Genomic DNA, 17,669 nt, shown 5'->3' with positions numbered 1-17,669 from the left:
TAGAAATAAGAAGAATTTTCTTTTTTAAGGAGGTAAAAACAGTTGATGAAAAGCAAAAAAATAACAATTGTTTATGCTGTTATGATTTTTTCTTTGTTCTTGTTGGCGATAGTAACTATTGTTATTCCAAAAGTGCTACAAGTGACCCCTTATGTTATTTCAGATAATCAAATGACGCCGGAATACCGAAAAGGTGGTCTCGTTTTTATCAAAGATGCAATAGAGCCGATTCATGTTGGCGATACGATTACTTATTATGAAAATCAAGGGAAGGCGATTAAGACCCGACGTGTATTGGCAGTCGATAATAAAATCGCTGGGTACTTCGTTAAAGGAGACAATTCTGATAAAGCCGAGATGGGGCTGGTGCACGAGCGAAATTTAATTGGTCGCCCTCATTTTTATCTGCCTTATATTGGTTTTTTGGTTAACGCGAAAGTAATGAATCTTTTAAAGAGTGGGTTATTTGTCGGAGCCATCTTAATGACTCTCTCAACCTTATTTTTTCAAACAGAATTGAAACAGAAGGTTCGACAACAAGTCGAATAAAAAAAGGGGATGTGATAAGACTTTTATCACATCCCCTTTTGTAATTTAACAATTTCAATGATTCTTTTACTTCATCCTTTGTAGCTTTCATTACTAGGTCTGCTTCTATCATCTCAATACAAATAATTCCTAAAACTAATTCGGTCAAAACTCTCTCATTTCTTTTCTTTCTATTTTCAGCATCGCTCAAGGTAGTACTGCAGGTGCAGAAATACAGAGAAAGGAAAAAACGCTACGTTCAACTAAGTCGACTTTCTCGGAAACAGCTGGAAAAGGACTAAACGGTAAAAGTCTGAAAAAGAGTTATAAGAGCCCCTTTTTTGATCAGAGCTTTTTATACAACAGTATATCCGCCTGCACGTAGCGCTACAATAGCAGCCTCGTATTTGTTGGCTTTGATTAAGACATAGTCGGTATTATAGGTTGAAATAGCAAAAATACTGATGTTGGCATCCGCTAACAGTGAAGCGATTTTTGCCAGAATGCCGACTAAACTAAATTCTAGTACACCTTCGATCTTGAAACCTTTCCAGCCGTCTTCTCGTTCGAGTGTATCCGTTGGAACGTTGTCAGTAGCAGAAACAATCGATATTTCTTCAGCCGTCACCCCGATAAAAAGCGGCTGTTGTGTTAGATCCACCAAGTTTAGATCAGCAACCTGATAAACAGATAATTCTTGCGGCAAAATTTCTAATTTCATTGAAAGGGCTCCTCTCATTTACAGTTGATCTTTTAAATTTAGCAAAGGAAATTACGGAATGCAATTCGATTTTTTGCTGAAAAATTTGCTCCATAGTATATTTGAGGAAATAATTAAAGGGGCGTTTAGCATGAAAGCATTGTATTTTGAACACTTTGGCGGCAGTGAGGTTCTGCAATATGGGGAACTTTCTAAACCAGTAATCCGTGATAATGAAGTATTAGTAGAAGTGGAATATATTGGCATGAACTTTGCTGATATTTACCGCCGGCGCGGAGCGTATCATATTGAAAAACACGATCCTTACATCAATGGTTATGAAGGTGCGGGAATTGTCGTGGAAATCGGTTCAAAGGTAACGAAACAAAAAGTCGGTGAGACTGTTTTGTTTGTCGACGTGCCCTTGGCTAATGCCGAATACGTAGCGATACCTAGTGAACAGGCGATCCAATTACCCGTGGGTATTGATAGCAAGTTGGCTGCAAGTATCGGTTTGCAAGGGATGACTGCTGATTTTTTAGCCCATGATCTTGGAAAAAATGTCTCCGGGGAAAAAGTATTTATCACGGGAATCAGCGGGGGTGTTGGGCAATTACTTTCACAGATGCTAGTAGCAGATGGACTAGAAGTATCTGGCTCTGCCTCTTCAGCAGAAAAACAAGCACTGGCTCTTTCTCATGGAGTGAAGCAAGTTTTCCCTAGTCGTGAAAAAGCTTGGGTCGAAACGGTGGAAGGAGAATTTGCGACCGCTTATGATGGCGTCGGCACGACTATCCAACAAAGCTTAGACTTGATCAAACACCGTGGGAAAGTCATCTTTTTTGGTATGGCGGGTGGCGATCCGGTGAAAATCGATCCAGTCGCATTGATGTCTGAATCAAAAAGTATTCTAACAGGGGATCTGTGGGATTATTTAACCAGCTATGAAGAAAGAAAAATACGCAGCCAACGTCTATTCAGCTATTTTGTTAAAGGACAAATCAAAATCAGTGAACCAACGATTTTCCCATTGGCGGAAGGCAAACAAGCTCATGAGTATTTAGAAACTGGGAAGAGTATTGGGAAGGTATTGTTGAAGCCATAATAATTAAGCGCAGTTGAAGCTAAGAGGATTATTGGAGCGTGAAAGAGAAATCAGGAAATGCCCAAGAGTTTGGACAGTCGTAGTAACTATAAAAAAACTAAGAGTGTATTTCTTTATTTTTTAAGATTAAACTTGGACTTAGAAATAGTAAAAACTGCTTGAGAGTAGGTCTCAAGCAGTTTTTTAACATCACAGGAGGGATTCGAACCCCCGACCGTCCGCTTAGAAGGCGGATGCTCTATCCAGCTGAGCTACTGTGACAAGTAGTTTTGCAACAATTGCTATTATAGAAAAACTACCTTTACTTGTCAATCATAATTCGTTATTTTACTGATTCAAAGAGATATTCTTTGATCAATTTCAGGGTTTTAGGATTTTCAATCAGTGAACCATGATCGGATTGTTCATCGACAACGATCTCTTTATATTTTTCGCTATCACCATAAATAAGTCTTCCCGCTAAGACACTTGTCAAGGGGACAGTCGTATCGGTATTCTGATTATCCACGTTGCCGGCAATATTATAGACGGTAATATTTTTTGGAATGTTCTTTTTGTTTTTTAGATAATAATTTAAGAGAGCACTCTTGGTTTTTGGTTTAGTGAAGGTAGAACTATTGTCGTTGTATTCCCACGAAGTATCATTATAAGGCGATCCTAGTGTAATCAAATGATACAACGACGGATCATTGCTTTTATGTTCATTTTCCAAGTAACCGGTAATGATTAAGCCGCCATTTGAATAGCCTACGTAATCATAAGTGTTGAAGGTGTAATATTTCTCAGCGTATTCCAAAGCCTTTTGGAACCAGCGGGATTGTTTAGGTAATGAAGGATCAGAACCGTCTTCAAAAGCAATCGCAATGATAGGACGTTTAGTAGCTTTATTAAAATGTCCAGATGAAGTTATGGAATCATCTTTATTCACCGTGATTTTTACTTCATCGACGTTTTTTTCCGTCTGTTTCAATGAGTCCACTAGGCTGTCAAAGCGATCAACATCACCATTTGTGCCTGGAACCATGATAACTGGTGCCGGAATGGCTAAGGGATCGACGGAATTCTTGGTCGCATGGACATGATCTTTGGTTTTAAATAAAATTATTCCGAGGAGACATAGTAAGCCGAGTGCTATGAGGCCCCCTATTTTTTTGTTTTTCACAGGAAACTCCCCCGTTTCAGTTCCCTAGTGTACGCCGATTTTTTTCAGGTACAAGTAAAAAGGCGAAAATTCAAAAAAATTTCGAATTTTCGCCATTAAAATTAAACTAGTTGCTTTTTGAGATCAAGGCGACGCCATCGCCTAATGGCAGTAAGGTCGAAGTAAGCTCAGGAGATTTTGTGACTTCTGCTAGGAATTCATTCAAGTGACGGTGGATCGAACGATTTTTGCGAGGAATTTCTTCAATCGGCTGCAAGACAGTCCCCGCTTGGAAAATGTCATCCACCATCAATACACCGTCGTCAGCTAATAGACGCAAACATTCTGGTAAAAAGGTAATATATTTTGATTTAGCACTATCCATAAAAATAAAATCATAAGGTCCTTCTAAAGTACCTAATAATTCAGCAGCATCACCTTCTAATAAGGTAACTTGCTCTGTTAAGCCCAGCTGCTCAAAATTCTTCTTGGCTTTTTCAATCATAACGGGGAAGCGATCGATCGTGGTGATCTTCGCGTCTGCGCCGAGGGATTCCGCCATTAAGCTAGCTGAAAAACCAATCGCGGTTCCAATTTCTAAGACATTTTTTGGTTGTTTCTGTTTTAATAAAAATTGTAAAAAAACCACTGTTTCATGAGGGATCACCGGTACACCATTTTCGTGGGCGAGTTCTTCTAGTGCCCCTAGTTTTCCAGTCAATTGTTTTTGCTCTGTTCGTAGGTAGTGTAAAATATCTTCATTAATAATTGGACGGTACATCATTTCGTTACGCATTATTCGGCCTCTTTCTCCAATAGTTTTCCTAAAATCTGCCAGTCTGCCTGAATCGCCTCACTCAACGAACGATTGTAAAAAATCGCTGCTGGGTGGAAGAGGGGCACGACAGTATAGTGTTTTTCTGATAATTGATAGCTGTCTTGTTCAAGGGTCAATTCTAATACCGGACCATGATAGATTTCACCGTGGCGGGCGCTGATCTGCCATTTGGGGCCCAGTAAACGCTGCAAACCAATATTACCTAAAGTCGCGATGATCTTCGGTTGGATGACCGGTAACTCATAATCTAAAATCGGTGCGTGAGCTAAGACTTCTTTTTTACTTGGTGTCCGATTAGGATAAACAATTTCGCTGGTCTGTGTTCGCTTATTCAATCGCTTAACGACTTTGTAGGGACGACTTCTAACCGCGCTAGTGATATAAGTATTCTCCCGTGTCAGACCAATCGAGGTCATTGCTTGGAGCAGTTCTTTGCCGGCTGCGCCAGAAAAGGGGATGTGGTTGGCAACTTCGTTTCGACCAGGGGCTTCACCTAAAAGCATCAGCTTTGGCTGCAACGGTCCTTGGCCGGCAATAAATCCCTCCAGCTGAAAATTTTTTGAACGCTCTGCTACTAAATCAACTAACTTTTTAGGATAATCCATGTCTATCACCTCGATTGATTTACTATCATCTTTTTAATAGTAGAAAAAAGCACCGCATCCGTCAATAATTAATCATTGACTTGACGGATCTTTTTTAGTAAGATGTTAATGTTGTAATTGTGGACTCCACAGCTACAACCGCACAGAACAAGTATTAAGTACTTCGGTCACTTGGGATGGCGAGTCTAAGTATATAATATAAGGAGGTGCCACAAGCATGTACGCAATCATCAAAACTGGCGGTAAACAAATCAAAGTTGAAGAAGGTCAAGCAGTCTACATTGAAAAATTAGACGTTGAAGCGGGCGAAAAAGTTGTCTTCGACCAAGTTGTTTTAGTAGGCGGAGAATCTACCAAAGTAGGAGCTCCTATCGTTGAAGGTGCAACTGTTGAAGGAACTGTTGAAAAACACGGCAAACAAAAGAAAGTCGTTACTTTCAAATACAAACCTAAAAAACATTCACACCGTAAACAAGGTCATCGTCAACCTTACACTAAAGTTGTCATTGACTCAATCAAAGCATAAAAAAGAAGGTGCCTAAGTTGATCAAAGGTACATTCACGCGAAATCAAGCAGGGCTAATCAGCGAGTTTACCCTGACTGGTCACGCAGAAGCAGGTCCTTACGGTAGTGATATCGTCTGTGCCGCGGTTTCTGCTTTAGCCATTAGTACAGTAAACAGCTTAGATGCACTAGCAGGTGTCATTCCGAATGTTGAAACCAACGACGATGAAGGTGGTTATCTTCAGGTGGCGTTGAAAGAAGACAATTCTATGACCCAAGAGCAGATGAATATCTCGCAAATTTTGCTAGAGCATTTATTATTAGGCTTGCAATCAATCGAAATCGATTATTTGGATTTCATTGAAGTCCAAACAAATTCTAAATCATAGGAGGTGCAGCTCATGTTAATGAATATGAACTTACAATTATTCGCCCACAAAAAAGGTGGCGGTTCAACTTCTAACGGACGTGACTCAGAATCAAAACGTTTAGGTGCTAAACGTGCTGATGGTCAAACTGTTACTGGTGGATCAATTCTTTATCGCCAACGTGGTACTAAAATTTTCCCTGGTGTAAACGTAGGTATCGGTGGCGATGACACATTGTTTGCTAAAGTTGACGGCGTAGTACGTTTCGAACGTAAAGGTCGCGACAAAAAACAAGTGTCTGTCTACCCAGTCGCTCAAGAAGCTTAAGTCATTCGAAGTCCTGATCCTGTTAAATAGGGTCAGGGCTTTTTTTGTGAAAATAGTTATAGAAATTTGGTTGGCATTAGGGAATCAAACGATAATTTGGTATATTTTGTAGTACATAGAATCAAAAGGAATTAGAGAATTAAGCGAGGGGTTACTATATCTAGAGTAGTAAAGAAAGGAAAAGTGAAGGTGCAGTCTTTAAAAGAAAAAATCATTGTCGAAAGTAAACGGATTGGGATCGATAAAATTGGTTTTGCTTCGGCTGAGCCATTTTATGAATTAGAATCGTCTTTGCAAGAACAACGCGCACGGGGCTACAATTCTGGATTTGAGCATCAAGTTGTGGAGGAACGTATCTATCCCGAAAAAACGTTTGAAAATCCGCAAACGATTATTGCGATCGCGTTGGCTTATCCAACCAAAATGCGAGAAGAGGTTCCTAAAGATGAAAAGCGGGGGATGTTTGCACGAGCGTCTTGGGGAATCGATTATCATGAGATTTTACGGGATCGTTTGGAAAAATTGATTGCTTTTATCAAAGCACAGGCGGCAAACCTTCAGCAAGAAAATGAATGGCGTTTTGCACCACAAGTAGACACGGGTGAATTGGTCGATGTAGCGGTAGCCCAGCGCGCCGGTCTTGGATTTATCGGACGAAATGGTTTACTGATTACAGAAGAATATGGTTCTTTTGTTTATTTAGGGGAGATCATCACAAATATCCAATTTGAAACGGATGAAGCGGTGCCTTTTGGCTGTGGGGATTGTACACGCTGTGTGACGGCTTGCCCCACGAAAGCTTTATTAGGTGATGGCCGGATGAATGCTCAGCGGTGTCTTTCTTATCAAACTCAGACGAAAGGCATGATGCCGGAGGAATATCGTAAAAAGATGCGCAACGTAATCTATGGTTGTGATATTTGTCAGTTGGTCTGTCCCTATAATAAAGGAAAAGATTTTCATTTTCATGCCGAAATGGAACCGCAAGTTGATGAAGTCTATCCAAAATTGAAACCAATGCTGAGTCTGTCAAACAAGCAATTCAAAGCACAGTTTAGCCATTTAGCTGGCTCGTGGCGGGGGAAAAAGCCCTTGCAGCGCAATGCTTTGATCGCTTTAGCGAATGTAGGTGATCGGACTGCGTTGCCAGACATTTTAGTTTGCGCACAAGAAGATGTACGGCCGGTAATTCGTGGCACAGCGGCTTGGGCAATTGGACGGCTAGGCAAAAGTGAACCAGAGCAGTGGTTGGCTCATTTGGCGGAATTGAAAAATAAAGAAACAGATTCTGAGGCACTGGCGGAAATTGAACAGGCAATCACAGAGCTGCAGCAAAGAGTTGCTAAAGTCAGAAAACGAAAACGGTCTACAGAAGAAAAGTGATTTTGAGAGTCGAAGAGCAGTGCTTGTTGAATAAAATCAACGAAGTACCTAGCAAAGTATTTTGAATGACTAAGAAGATTGTTTTCCTTAGAGGAAAGGACTAGAATGGGGGCTAAGCAGATCATTTAGGAGGAAAGCATGAAAATTATCATTTTAGGTGCTGGCAAAGTTGGTAAGACACTGACCCAGCAACTGTCAGATGAGGAATATGATTACGATGTAGTGGTTGTGGATCTACATCCGGAAAAAATCGAAGCAATCGTTAATCAATTTGATGTATTAGGGGTAGTAGGTGATGGTGCGACCTATGATATTTTGCTAGAAGCTGGGGTTGAAGAGACAGATATTATTATTGCGGTGACTCAATCAGATGAACTGAACATCCTAGCCTGTTTGATGGCTGAGAAAATGGGTGCGCTAAATTCGATTGCACGCGTGCGGAATCCAGAATATTTGAAGCAACGCTCCTTCATGCGGGATCAGTTGGGTCTTTCTATGATCATCAATCCAGAGTTGGAAGCAGCTAATGAGATACGCCGAATGTTACTGTTTCCTTCAGCTTTTAAAGTAGATACTTTTGTGAGTGGGAAGATCGAGTTAGCTGAATTTCGTTTACGAGAAAATACCCGTCTAATTGGCGTTCCTTTGAGTCGTCTAAATAAAGTTTCCAAAACGAATGTCTTGATTTGTGCCGTTCGACGAAAAGATCAACTGATCATTCCTAATGGTGACGACGTGTTGGAACAAGGCGATCGGATTCATGTAATGGGGCAACATCGTGATCTAGTCCGTTTTTGTCAGGATATCAATTTGTTTGAACAAAAAACGAAACGGGTAATCATCGTGGGTGGTGGACGGATCGCCTATTATTTAACCAAGCAATTGGTGGAACAAGGGATCCAAGTCAAGATTATCGAGTGTGACCATCAACGTTGTGTTGATCTCTCAATCAAATTACCAGAGGCCACGATTATTGAATCGGATGGTAGCGATGAAGAAATATTGATTGAAGAAGGAATCGAAGGAGTCGATGCTTTTGTAGCCTTAACGGGATTAGATGAGGAAAACATTGTGATTTCATTGTACGCCAAACAAATGAAGGCGAAAAAGACGATCGCAAAAGTTACGCGAACGAATTTTATGAATGTTTTGGATCAGTTGGATATTGACAGCGTGATTTCACCGAAAAGTATCATCGCAACCCAGATCTTGCGCTTTGTGCGGGCAAAAAGTAATCAAGACGATGACAGCAGTGTGAAGACCTTACATCATTTATTTAATGATGATGTGGATGCGATGGAATTTGTAGTGACACCGCAAACTTGCTTTTTAAACAAAAAAGTATCGGAATTGACGTTGAAAAATAATGTGTTACTTGCGGCGATTTCCCGTGAGCGCGGTTTTGTTATTCCAAAAGGCGACACGGAGATTCGTTTAAAGGATCATATTGTGGTCATCACGACTGATCGGAAAATTTATAGTTTGAATGATCTAGTGAGGAGACAGCGGTGAAACACGATGAATAGAAAAATGGTTATCTTTACGATCGGTAAATTGTTGAAGGTCGAGGGGCTGTTGTTGCTACTCCCGTGCCTAGTGGGTTTGTTTTATCACGAACAGGCGGCAATTGCTTACGGTATGGTTGCCGGATTGACTTTTTTTGCGGGAACTTTACTGAGTTGGAAGCAACCGAAAAATCGGACGATTTATGCTAAAGAAGGCTTCCTTATCGTAGGCGTCAGTTGGACCTTGTTGTCGCTATTTGGTTGTCTGCCTTTTATGGTATCGGGTGAAATTCCTTCGTTGGCAGATGCTTTTTTTGAAACTGTCTCGGGGTTTACGACGACCGGCTCGTCTATTCTAACGACATTGAAGGAAATCAGCCATGCGAGTTTATTTTGGCGTAGTTTTACTCACTGGGTCGGTGGTATGGGGATTTTGGTCTTCACAGTGGCCTTCATCCCCCTCGCTTCTGGTCGAACGATGCACATTTTAAAAGCAGAGATGCCGGGACCAATTATTGGTAAATTGGTTTCTAAAGTAAGTGTGACGGCTCGGATTTTATATGTCATTTATACGGTGTTGACCGTGATCCAAATTATTTTACTGGCTTTAGGCGGTATGCCACTTTTTGACAGTGTCTTAAATTCCTTTGCGACAGCGGGCACCGGGGGTTTTGCTATGAGTGATGCTGGAATTACGGGCTATGGCAGTGCCTACATCGAGGGTGTGATTACTGTGTTTATGATTTTGTTTGGGATCAATTTTAATTTGATTTATTTCTTTTTGATTGGCAAGATTCTTCCGGTTTTAAAAAGTGAGGAGCTGCGCGGTTATTTAGGGGTTATCACGGTCTCGACGCTGCTGATTACAATCAATATTTCGTCACAGTTCTCGTCTTATTTACAGGCTTTTCGCTATGCAGTCTTTCAAGTTGCGTCAATCATTACCACGACAGGATTTACCACGACAAATTACGATTTGTGGCCCATGTTTTCACAGGTGATCCTATTGCTGTTAATGTTTGTGGGGGCTTGTGCTGGTTCGACCGGGGGTGGTATCAAAGTTTCGCGAATTCAAATCTTACTGAAAAACGCCTTACAAGAATTGAAGAAGATCACTCACTCCCGCAGTGTTACTTCATTGGAATACGAAGGAGAGACGATTACACCTAAGACAATTGGAAATATCCATGCCTATTTGGTTCTATATTTATTGGTTTTCGTCATTTCATTATTGATTCTCTCGCTGGAAGACATCAATTTCCAGACGATTTTTTCCGCAGTCGCCACTTGTATCAATAATGTCGGACCAGGTTTCAAGGCGGTAGGTCCTACCGGGAATTTTGGTTTTTTATCAGATCTTTCTAAATGGACGCTCTCTTTTGCAATGTTAGCGGGTCGCTTAGAGATGTTTCCCATCTTATTGCTATTTTCAAAATCTTTTTGGAAGAGTTAAACTATTTTAAATCTTATCCTGTTTTAGGATAAGATTTTTTCGTAGGCAACGTGGAGAGATGATTTATTTGAATGATTAAAAAAAATATATTCGCTAATTCCAGTTTGTTTCTAAAATGGATAGCTAAAATACTAAGAAATGGTAAAAAATATTAAATATGTTTATAGCCGAAAGATTAACTTCCGGCAAAACTTTTATTTTTTTAAAATATAGTGTATTGTTTTATAGCGGAATATTTGACTTTTTAATAAAAACTATAGATGATTGATATTAGGAATACACTAATAGAGAAGGTGACTGAATGGAACGACGAATTGATCGTATTTATCGTTTTGTCGCGGAAAATGCGAATGTAACGACCAAAGATGTAGCAGATTCATTAGACATCCAACGGACGAATGCCAGTAAAGATTTGAATCTACTTGTTAAGAATGGTCAACTAAGCAAAAGTGAAGGTCGACCGGTACGCTATTTTGTTTCGTCTCAATCAGTAGTAGTATCGTCGTTTGACACAGGAACCCCTGAAGCAGAATCACCGGTGGTGGAGCCTCCGGAGAAAAAGATTTTAAACAAAACGACCAGAAATGTCTTTACTCAGATCATTGGTTCGGCCGGTAGTATGCGCAATGCGGTAGAACAAGCCAAAGCGGCGATTTTATATCCACCGCGGGGATTGAACTGTTTGATTACCGGACCAACCGGATCTGGTAAAACTTTTTTTGCCCACGCCATGTTCCAATTTGCTCAAGCAGAAGGTGTAGTAAATCCTGAACATGAGTTGATTGTGTTTAACTGCGCTGACTATGCTAACAATCCTGAATTATTGATGAGTCATTTATTTGGTTATGAAAAAGGCGCATTTACGGGAGCGGATACCGATAAAGATGGCTTGATTCAACAAGCTGATGGTGGAATGCTGTTTTTAGATGAGATTCACCGCTTGCCACCAGAAGGTCAAGAAATGATTTTCTACTTTATGGATCACGGAACATACAGCCGTTTAGGCGAGACGGGTAAAAATCGTTTTGCTGACGTTCGGATCGTTGGAGCGACGACAGAAGATCCCCATTCAGCACTACTCGATACGTTTGTCCGACGAATTCCAATCAATATTCAAATGCCGGCATTCAGCAGTCGACCGGCCGCGGAACAAGTCGATTTGGTACGGGTAATGGTTGCGATGGAAGCTAATCGGATCCAACGGAAGATCACGCTGACAGAAGATGTGGTAAAAGCGTTGTTAGGGAGTGTTTCGTATGGAAACGTTGGCCAGTTGAAATCGAATATTCAGTTGGTTTGTGCTCGAGGATTTATGAATCATATGATGCAAGAAGAGATTCATATCACTTTAAATGATTTGACCGAAGGGATCAAAGCCGGCTTAGTCCAACTTTCTGCCGATCGAATCAAATCAACGGATGTTTCTCCTTATCTTGAGCCGGAAATGGTCGTTACTCCCAATGAGATTGATGAGTTGATCAAAACAGATACATACGAGTTGCCTTATAATTTATACGATATCATCGGGGATAAAGCGGCTTTACTAAAGACCGAAGGATTGGATCAAGAGACGATCAATCACTTTATTTCGACCGATATCAATGTTCATTTGAAATCATTTTATAAAGATCATGGATTTAGTTTTGATACCGAGACACGGCTGACAGAATTTGTCGATAAGCATGTGATTGAGCTCAGCAATCAAATTGCTGTATTGGTAAGTGAGCGGTTGGATACACAATTTCAGCAAAATTTTATTTATGCGATGAGTCTGCATATTTCTTCTTTCTTGAAGAAGATCCATGTTGGTGAGACCCGCGAGACCAATGCTAATATCCGCGCAATGGCGAAGGATTATCCAACCGAGTTTATGGTAGCACAAGAAATTCGTCGTTTGGTGGAGAAAGAGTTTCAGGTGGTCATTCCAGAGAGTGAAGACTACTATTTAACGGTCTTGCTAGTTTCATTACGGGAAGATCAATCCGCTGGAAAGATTGGCGTTGTAGTCGCAGCTCATGGAAACAGTACAGCGACTTCGATGGCGCAAGTCGTGCGGGAATTATTAGACGTGAATAATATTATCGCGGTAGATATGCCGCTGGATATGCACCCACGAGTGGCTTATGAAAAAATGCGGGAGGCGGTCACTCAGATCGACGAAGGTAGCGGTGTCTTGATTATGGTAGATATGGGTTCGCTTGCCACTTTTAATGAAGAAATCCAAAAAGATACCGGTATCGAAGTCTGCACCTTAGACATGGTGACGACACCTTTATTGATCGAAGCGGCACGCAAATCGAGTGTGCTAGGTTCCGGTGTGGATGAATTGTATGAATCATTGCAAGGCTTTCGTGGCTATGGACATGTCCTTCAAGAAAAGGCGGAACCAATAGAGAAACAAGCGATTCTAGCTATTTGCGCTTCCGGTGAAGGGACGGCTCAACGTTTAAAAGAAATTATCGAACGGCCTTTGCAGCAAAGAAATTTGAAACATATTGAAGTATTGACGTTGGCGGTTGCTGACGTCAAAATAAAGGTTCCGGTTTTTAAAGAAGAATATAAAATTTTAGCGACGACAGGGATCATGGATCCTAAAATTGGAGCACCTTATATTCCGATGGAAAAATTCATTAATCAAAAGGCGGATCAAATTTTAGATGAACTGCTATTGGAAAATGATTTATCCGAGCAAGAAGAAGTCGTGTTGGATGCGGATAAAGCCCAAGAGTTGTGTATTAAATTTATGGAAGAGAGTTTTACCTTCATCAACCCCAACAAATTGATCGAACCATTATGGCGCTTAGCTAAAACGGTAATCAAGGACAAGGGCGATTCTTCCGATTATGCGTTGATGGTGAATTTTGTGATGCATATGGCAGGAGTGATTGAGCGAGGAGTTTTGCAACAGCCACTAAAAATCGATGAGGAATCAGAACGCACTTATCAGAGCGTAACTGACAATATCGTGATGAATCGCGGCTTGAATGAATTGGAAAATCAGCTGCAGATCACGATTCCACCATCGGAGCGCTACTATATTTATCAATTGCTTAAAAATAATGAAGAGATTATCGCATAAATAATACACAAAAAAGGATACAGTATACTGTATCCTTTTTTGTGTATCGCTGTAAATGGTGATACTGAAAGAATTTTTAGCTAGTGTATTTTGGCACGGCACTTGCTTTATTATAGATGAGTACCTGTGTGTTATTGTACTCAAAAAATGTAGCACAAGTCTTTTGGCATCTAAGCCTTGTAGTAACAGGAGGTGTTGGGATGGTAATGGATATTCGACTCACTCGAATCGATGATCGTTTGATTCATGGTCAGGTAGCGACAGTTTGGTCTAAGGCAACAGGGATCGAACGTATCTTAGTTGTTAGTGATGAGGTTGCGAATGACGAGTTGCGTAAATTCCTTCTAAAACAAGCCGCACCACCTGGCATCAAGTCCAATGTCGTCACAAAAAGAAAATTGATTGAAGTGTATCAAGATCAACTGTTTGACGGAATGAAGATCATGTTGTTGTTTGCTTCACCACAAGACGCGGTCGAAGTTGTTGAAGCTGGTGTTGATCTAAAAGTGGTCAATATTGGTGGAATGCGTTTTAGTGAAGGAAAGAAAATGGTCACTAATTTCATCTCCATGGATGAAGCAGATGTAAAAGCTTTCGTTAAATTAGCAGAGGCTGGCATCGAATTGGAAATTCGCCAAGTTCCAACTGACAGAAAGACCGATCTGATGCAATTGATCAAAAAAGAGAAGATGCTGCAGTAAATTAATTTTGGTTACAGGTTTTTAGAACTTATTTATATTTTTGAGCTGTAACAATAATAGTAGGAGGTATGAAGATGGTAGGAATTATCATTGCTAGTCATGGCGAATTCGCTAATGGTATCTTGCAATCCGGAGCGATGATCTTTGGAGAACAAGAAAATGTCAAAGCTGTTACTTTGATGCCGAGTGAAGGTCCAGATGACGTTAAAGCAAAAATGAAAGAAGCAATTGCCTCTTTCGAAAACCAAGACGAAGTATTGTTCTTAGTCGATCTTTGGGGTGGAACTCCTTTCAACCAAGCTAACAGTTTGTTTGAAGAACACAAAGACAAGTGGGCAATCGTTGCCGGTATGAACTTACCAATGTTGATTGAAGCTTATGCTTCACGTTTTTCAATGGAAACTGCGCATGAAATTGCTGCTCATATCGCAGGAACAGCAAAAGAAGGCGTGAGAATTCGTCCAGAAGAGTTGGAACCAGCAGAAGCAGCTCCAGTAGCGGCAGAAGGCGGCCAACCAACTGGGGCAATTCCAGAAGGAACGGTCCTTGGCGATGGCCATATCAAATTTGTATTGGCTCGTGTGGATTCTCGTTTATTACATGGACAAGTTGCCACTGCTTGGACGAAAACAACTGGTCCTAACCGGATTATCGTTGTTTCAGATGCAGTAGCTAAAGATGATCTTCGGAAACGTTTGATCGAACAAGCTGCGCCTCCAGGTGTAAAAGCTAACGTTATCCCAATCGAAAAAATGATCGAAATTTCAAAAGACCCTCGTTTCGGTGACACTAAAGCGTTGTTGTTATTTGAAAATCCTGAAGATGTGTTACGTGCAGTTGAAGGCGGCGTTGATATCAAGGAAGTCAACGTTGGATCAATGGCTCACTCAGTTGGGAAAGTCGTAGTAAGTAAAGTATTGTCAATGGGACAAGAAGATGTTGATACTTTTGAAAAATTAAAAGCAAAAGGAATCAAATTTGATGTACGTAAAGTACCAAATGATTCTAAAGACAACATGGATGAAATCCTAAACAAAGCAAAAAATGAATTGAAAAACGCGTAAGCAACATAATTAACTTAAATAGGAGGGCTTATAATGTCTGGTATTTCAATGGTATTAGTAGTAATCGTTGCCTTTCTAGCAGGTATGGAAGGGATCTTGGATGAATTCCAATTCCACCAACCGCTAGTAGCATGTACATTAATCGGTTTAGTTACCGGTAACTTAGAAGCTGGGATCGTTCTTGGCGGCTCACTTCAAATGATCGCCTTAGGTTGGGCAAACATCGGGGCTGCCGTAGCACCGGATGCTGCGTTAGCATCTGTTGCATCTGCAATTATTTTAGTTTTAGGTGGTCAAGGGGTTAAAGGTGTATCTTCAGCTATCGCAATCGCTGTTCCTCTAGCTGTTGCTGGTTTATTCTTAACTATGATCGTTCGTACATTGGCTGTGCCAATCGTTCACTTCATGGATGCTGCTGCTGAAAAAGGTGAAATGCGCAAAGTTGAAATGTGGCACCTGATCGCTGTAGCTATGCAAGGTGTGCGGATCGCTGTTCCTGCTGCTGCATTATTAGTTATCCCTGCTGATACAGTACGTGGATTCTTAGAATCAATGCCTGCATGGTTAACTGATGGTATGGCTATCGGTGGTGGTATGGTTGTTGCCGTTGGTTACGCAATGGTTATCAACATGATGGCTACTAAAGAAGTTTGGCCATTCTTTGCAATTGGTTTTGCAATTGCAGCTATTTCTCAATTAACATTGATCGCACTTGGTGTTATCGCAGTTGCATTCGCTTTGATTTACTTGAACCTACAAGAAAGTTCTGGCGGTTCATCTAATGGCGGCGGAAGCAATACTGGTGATCCGCTAGGCGACATTTTGAATGACTATTAATCTTGAAGGAGGAGAAATAAAATGGCAGAAAAAATCGAATTAAGTAAAAAAGATCGTTTAGCCGTTGCATGGCGTTCTACCTTCATTCAAGGATCATGGAACTATGAACGTATGCAAAATGGTGGTTGGTGTTACGCAATGTTGCCAGCAATCAAAAAATTATATTCAACTAAAGAAGACCGGATAGCAGCAATGCAACGTCACTTGGAATTCTTTAACACTCACCCATATATCGCTTCACCAATCATAGGGGTAACTTTAGCGCTTGAAGAAGAACGCGCAAATGGCGCTCCTGTTGATGATGTAGCTATTCAAGGGGTTAAGGTTGGTATGATGGGACCTTTAGCCGGTGTTGGTGACCCAGTCTTCTGGTTTACTGTACGTCCGATGTTAGGTGCCTTAGGAGCTTCTCTAGCTATGGCTGGAAACATCATGGGACCAATCATTTTCTTCCTTGCTTGGAATATTATTCGTTGGGCATTCATGTGGTATACACAAGAATTCGGCTACCGTGCTGGTTCTAAAATCACTGATGACCTTTCAGGTGGATTATTACAAAAAGTTACTAAAGGTGCGTCTATCCTAGGTATGTTCGTACTAGGTGCCTTAGTCCAACGTTGGGTAAATGTGAAATTTACACCAGTTGTTTCGACTGTTAAATTGGATAAAGGTGCTTATATCGAATGGGATAAATTACCAGATGGTGCGCAAGGAGTTAAAGAAGCCTTGGCTCAACAAGCTTCAGGTCTTTCATTAGATAGCTCAAAAGTTACGACTTTACAAGATAACTTAGATCAATTGATTCCTGGTCTTGCTGCATTACTATTAACATTACTTTGCATGTGGTTATTGAAGAAAAAAGTTTCTCCAATCGTTATCATCCTTGGTTTGTTCGTAGTCGGTGTTGGCTTACACGTATTAGGTATTATGTAAGAAAGTCAATCTTTAAAAATGCTCGGGCTTGCCCGAGCATTTTTTGCTTAATCAAGCTATAATGGATATAATGAACAGATACATATAGAGAAATGGAGTAGGTCTAATGGTTCAATCAATCAATACAAAGGTCGATTTGACAATCGATGCTACCTCATACTTAGGAATTGCTGATTATGGAAAAATCATGATTGGTGACAAGGGATTTGAATTTTTCAACAATCGTGATGCTCGCAAATTCGTTCAAATTCCTTGGGAAGAGGTTGATTATGTAGTGGCTTCGGTCGTATTTAAAGGAAAATGGATTCCCCGTTACGCAATTCAAACAAAAAAAAGTGGAACGTATTCTTTTGCTTCTAAAGAACCTAAAAAAGTTTTACGAGCTATTCGAGAATATGTTGATCCAGATCATATGGTTCAATCATTAGGCTTTTTTGATGTTCTCAAACGTGGCCTGCAAAATAAATTTAAAAAGTAATTGGAAAAGTCGTTTGGCATATTGCTGAATGGCTTTTTAATTTTGGCACAAACTTCTGTGCCAAAGCTCTATCTTCTATTTCTTGAAAGCGGATACTCGTAGCTATATGATAAGAATGT

At 40.6% G+C, this 17,669-nt stretch carries 18 protein-coding genes, 1 tRNA gene and 1 other annotated feature; of the genes, 14 read left to right on the top strand and 5 right to left on the bottom strand.

The window, feature by feature from the left end:
* The first annotated feature begins 45 nt into the window (after positions 1 to 45).
* Positions 46 to 549: a signal peptidase I gene (locus tag EP1_RS03330; RefSeq protein WP_174519735.1), complete on the top strand. Its 504-nt coding sequence runs from the start codon at positions 46 to 48 to the stop codon at positions 547 to 549.
* Positions 550 to 883: 334 nt separating this feature from the next.
* Here EP1_RS03330 and EP1_RS03325 read toward each other — a convergent pair whose 3' ends face one another.
* On the bottom strand, positions 884 to 1,249 hold the full coding sequence (locus EP1_RS03325) for an ACT domain-containing protein (protein ID WP_067623388.1): 366 nt from the start codon (positions 1,247 to 1,249) through the stop codon (positions 884 to 886).
* A gap of 130 nt (positions 1,250 to 1,379) precedes the next feature.
* On the opposite strand from EP1_RS03325, the gene EP1_RS03320 reads away from it, so the two are divergent.
* Complete coding sequence (locus tag EP1_RS03320) at positions 1,380 to 2,333, top strand: zinc-binding dehydrogenase (protein WP_067623385.1); 954 nt, start codon at positions 1,380 to 1,382, stop codon at positions 2,331 to 2,333.
* Positions 2,334 to 2,520: 187 nt separating this feature from the next.
* On the opposite strand, the gene EP1_RS03315 is transcribed toward EP1_RS03320, so the two are convergent.
* The 4 genes from EP1_RS03315 to EP1_RS03300 form a co-directional block, all read right to left on the bottom strand.
* Positions 2,521 to 2,594 (bottom strand) — tRNA-Arg (locus tag EP1_RS03315).
* Between the two features lie 61 nt (positions 2,595 to 2,655).
* The gene (locus tag EP1_RS03310) at positions 2,656 to 3,495 is read right to left on the bottom strand and encodes an alpha/beta hydrolase (protein ID WP_067623382.1); all 840 of its coding nucleotides are present in this window, start codon (positions 3,493 to 3,495) and stop codon (positions 2,656 to 2,658) included.
* 106 nt (positions 3,496 to 3,601) lie between these two features.
* Complete coding sequence (locus EP1_RS03305; protein WP_067623379.1) at positions 3,602 to 4,270, bottom strand: O-methyltransferase; 669 nt, start codon at positions 4,268 to 4,270, stop codon at positions 3,602 to 3,604.
* Positions 4,270 to 4,917: a uracil-DNA glycosylase gene (locus tag EP1_RS03300; RefSeq protein ID WP_067623376.1), complete on the bottom strand. Its 648-nt coding sequence runs from the start codon at positions 4,915 to 4,917 to the stop codon at positions 4,270 to 4,272. The genes EP1_RS03305 and EP1_RS03300 overlap by 1 nt, the downstream gene beginning before the upstream one ends.
* A gap of 126 nt (positions 4,918 to 5,043) precedes the next feature.
* Positions 5,044 to 5,114, top strand: a sequence feature (ribosomal protein L21 leader region).
* A gap of 20 nt (positions 5,115 to 5,134) precedes the next feature.
* Here EP1_RS03300 and rplU point away from each other — a divergent pair.
* The 12 genes from rplU (at position 5,135) to EP1_RS03240 (ending at position 17,550) form a co-directional block, all read left to right on the top strand.
* Entirely contained in the window at positions 5,135 to 5,443 is a 309-nt protein-coding gene (gene rplU, locus EP1_RS03295) for a 50S ribosomal protein L21 (protein ID WP_010740661.1), read from the top strand.
* A 17-nt stretch (positions 5,444 to 5,460) separates the two neighbouring features.
* The gene (locus EP1_RS03290) at positions 5,461 to 5,811 is read left to right on the top strand and encodes a ribosomal-processing cysteine protease Prp (RefSeq protein WP_067623373.1); all 351 of its coding nucleotides are present in this window, start codon (positions 5,461 to 5,463) and stop codon (positions 5,809 to 5,811) included.
* A 12-nt stretch (positions 5,812 to 5,823) separates the two neighbouring features.
* A complete protein-coding gene (gene rpmA / locus EP1_RS03285; RefSeq protein WP_010779981.1) occupies positions 5,824 to 6,117 on the top strand; it encodes a 50S ribosomal protein L27 in 294 nt (97 codons plus the stop codon).
* A 189-nt stretch (positions 6,118 to 6,306) separates the two neighbouring features.
* Positions 6,307 to 7,500, top strand: coding sequence for a tRNA epoxyqueuosine(34) reductase QueG (queG, locus tag EP1_RS03280; protein ID WP_067623370.1), 1,194 nt, complete (start codon positions 6,307 to 6,309; stop codon positions 7,498 to 7,500).
* A 138-nt stretch (positions 7,501 to 7,638) separates the two neighbouring features.
* On the top strand, positions 7,639 to 9,012 hold the full coding sequence (gene trkA, locus EP1_RS03275; protein WP_067623367.1) for a Trk system potassium transporter TrkA: 1,374 nt from the start codon (positions 7,639 to 7,641) through the stop codon (positions 9,010 to 9,012).
* A 6-nt stretch (positions 9,013 to 9,018) separates the two neighbouring features.
* Positions 9,019 to 10,458, top strand: coding sequence for a TrkH family potassium uptake protein (locus tag EP1_RS03270; protein ID WP_067623364.1), 1,440 nt, complete (start codon positions 9,019 to 9,021; stop codon positions 10,456 to 10,458).
* A 301-nt stretch (positions 10,459 to 10,759) separates the two neighbouring features.
* On the top strand, positions 10,760 to 13,537 hold the full coding sequence (locus EP1_RS03265) for a sigma-54-dependent transcriptional regulator (RefSeq protein WP_067623361.1): 2,778 nt from the start codon (positions 10,760 to 10,762) through the stop codon (positions 13,535 to 13,537).
* A 200-nt stretch (positions 13,538 to 13,737) separates the two neighbouring features.
* Positions 13,738 to 14,238, top strand: coding sequence for a PTS sugar transporter subunit IIB (locus EP1_RS03260; RefSeq protein WP_067623358.1), 501 nt, complete (start codon positions 13,738 to 13,740; stop codon positions 14,236 to 14,238).
* A gap of 74 nt (positions 14,239 to 14,312) precedes the next feature.
* Entirely contained in the window at positions 14,313 to 15,302 is a 990-nt protein-coding gene (locus tag EP1_RS03255; RefSeq protein WP_067623355.1) for a mannose/fructose/sorbose PTS transporter subunit IIA, read from the top strand.
* Positions 15,303 to 15,335: 33 nt separating this feature from the next.
* Positions 15,336 to 16,139 (top strand): PTS mannose/fructose/sorbose transporter subunit IIC, encoded by an 804-nt coding sequence (locus tag EP1_RS03250; RefSeq protein WP_067623352.1) that lies wholly within the window; start codon positions 15,336 to 15,338, stop codon positions 16,137 to 16,139.
* A 21-nt stretch (positions 16,140 to 16,160) separates the two neighbouring features.
* The gene (locus EP1_RS03245; protein ID WP_067623351.1) at positions 16,161 to 17,072 is read left to right on the top strand and encodes a PTS system mannose/fructose/sorbose family transporter subunit IID; all 912 of its coding nucleotides are present in this window, start codon (positions 16,161 to 16,163) and stop codon (positions 17,070 to 17,072) included.
* Between the two features lie 106 nt (positions 17,073 to 17,178).
* Positions 17,179 to 17,550 carry a DUF956 family protein gene (locus EP1_RS03240; protein ID WP_067623349.1) on the top strand — a complete coding sequence of 124 codons (372 nt, stop codon included), beginning with the start codon at positions 17,179 to 17,181 and terminating at the stop codon, positions 17,548 to 17,550.
* Positions 17,551 to 17,669: the final 119 nt, after the last annotated feature.

This window comes from Enterococcus pseudoavium NBRC 100491 (genome assembly GCF_001544295.1).
Taxonomy (GTDB): domain Bacteria; phylum Bacillota; class Bacilli; order Lactobacillales; family Enterococcaceae; genus Enterococcus_A; species Enterococcus_A pseudoavium.
This window is presented reverse-complemented; position numbering and strand designations above follow the sequence as displayed.

Excerpts from the sequence above, each read along its gene's own strand:
- EP1_RS03250 (WP_067623352.1), top strand. The coding sequence starts at position 15,336 with ATGTCTGGTATTTCAATGGTATTAGTAGTAATCGTTGCCTTTCTAGCA.
- EP1_RS03240 (WP_067623349.1), top strand. The coding sequence starts at position 17,179 with ATGGTTCAATCAATCAATACAAAGGTCGATTTGACAATCGATGCTACC.
- rplU (WP_010740661.1), top strand. The coding sequence starts at position 5,135 with ATGTACGCAATCATCAAAACTGGCGGTAAACAAATCAAAGTTGAAGAA.
- EP1_RS03330 (WP_174519735.1), top strand. The coding sequence starts at position 46 with ATGAAAAGCAAAAAAATAACAATTGTTTATGCTGTTATGATTTTTTCT.
- EP1_RS03305 (WP_067623379.1), bottom strand. The coding sequence starts at position 4,270 with ATGCGTAACGAAATGATGTACCGTCCAATTATTAATGAAGATATTTTA.
- rpmA (WP_010779981.1), top strand. The coding sequence starts at position 5,824 with ATGTTAATGAATATGAACTTACAATTATTCGCCCACAAAAAAGGTGGC.
- EP1_RS03300 (WP_067623376.1), bottom strand. The coding sequence starts at position 4,917 with ATGGATTATCCTAAAAAGTTAGTTGATTTAGTAGCAGAGCGTTCAAAA.
- EP1_RS03270 (WP_067623364.1), top strand. The coding sequence starts at position 9,019 with ATGAATAGAAAAATGGTTATCTTTACGATCGGTAAATTGTTGAAGGTC.
- EP1_RS03320 (WP_067623385.1), top strand. The coding sequence starts at position 1,380 with ATGAAAGCATTGTATTTTGAACACTTTGGCGGCAGTGAGGTTCTGCAA.
- EP1_RS03245 (WP_067623351.1), top strand. The coding sequence starts at position 16,161 with ATGGCAGAAAAAATCGAATTAAGTAAAAAAGATCGTTTAGCCGTTGCA.
- trkA (WP_067623367.1), top strand. The coding sequence starts at position 7,639 with ATGAAAATTATCATTTTAGGTGCTGGCAAAGTTGGTAAGACACTGACC.
- EP1_RS03260 (WP_067623358.1), top strand. The coding sequence starts at position 13,738 with ATGGTAATGGATATTCGACTCACTCGAATCGATGATCGTTTGATTCAT.
- EP1_RS03255 (WP_067623355.1), top strand. The coding sequence starts at position 14,313 with ATGGTAGGAATTATCATTGCTAGTCATGGCGAATTCGCTAATGGTATC.
- EP1_RS03325 (WP_067623388.1), bottom strand. The coding sequence starts at position 1,249 with ATGAAATTAGAAATTTTGCCGCAAGAATTATCTGTTTATCAGGTTGCT.
- EP1_RS03265 (WP_067623361.1), top strand. The coding sequence starts at position 10,760 with ATGGAACGACGAATTGATCGTATTTATCGTTTTGTCGCGGAAAATGCG.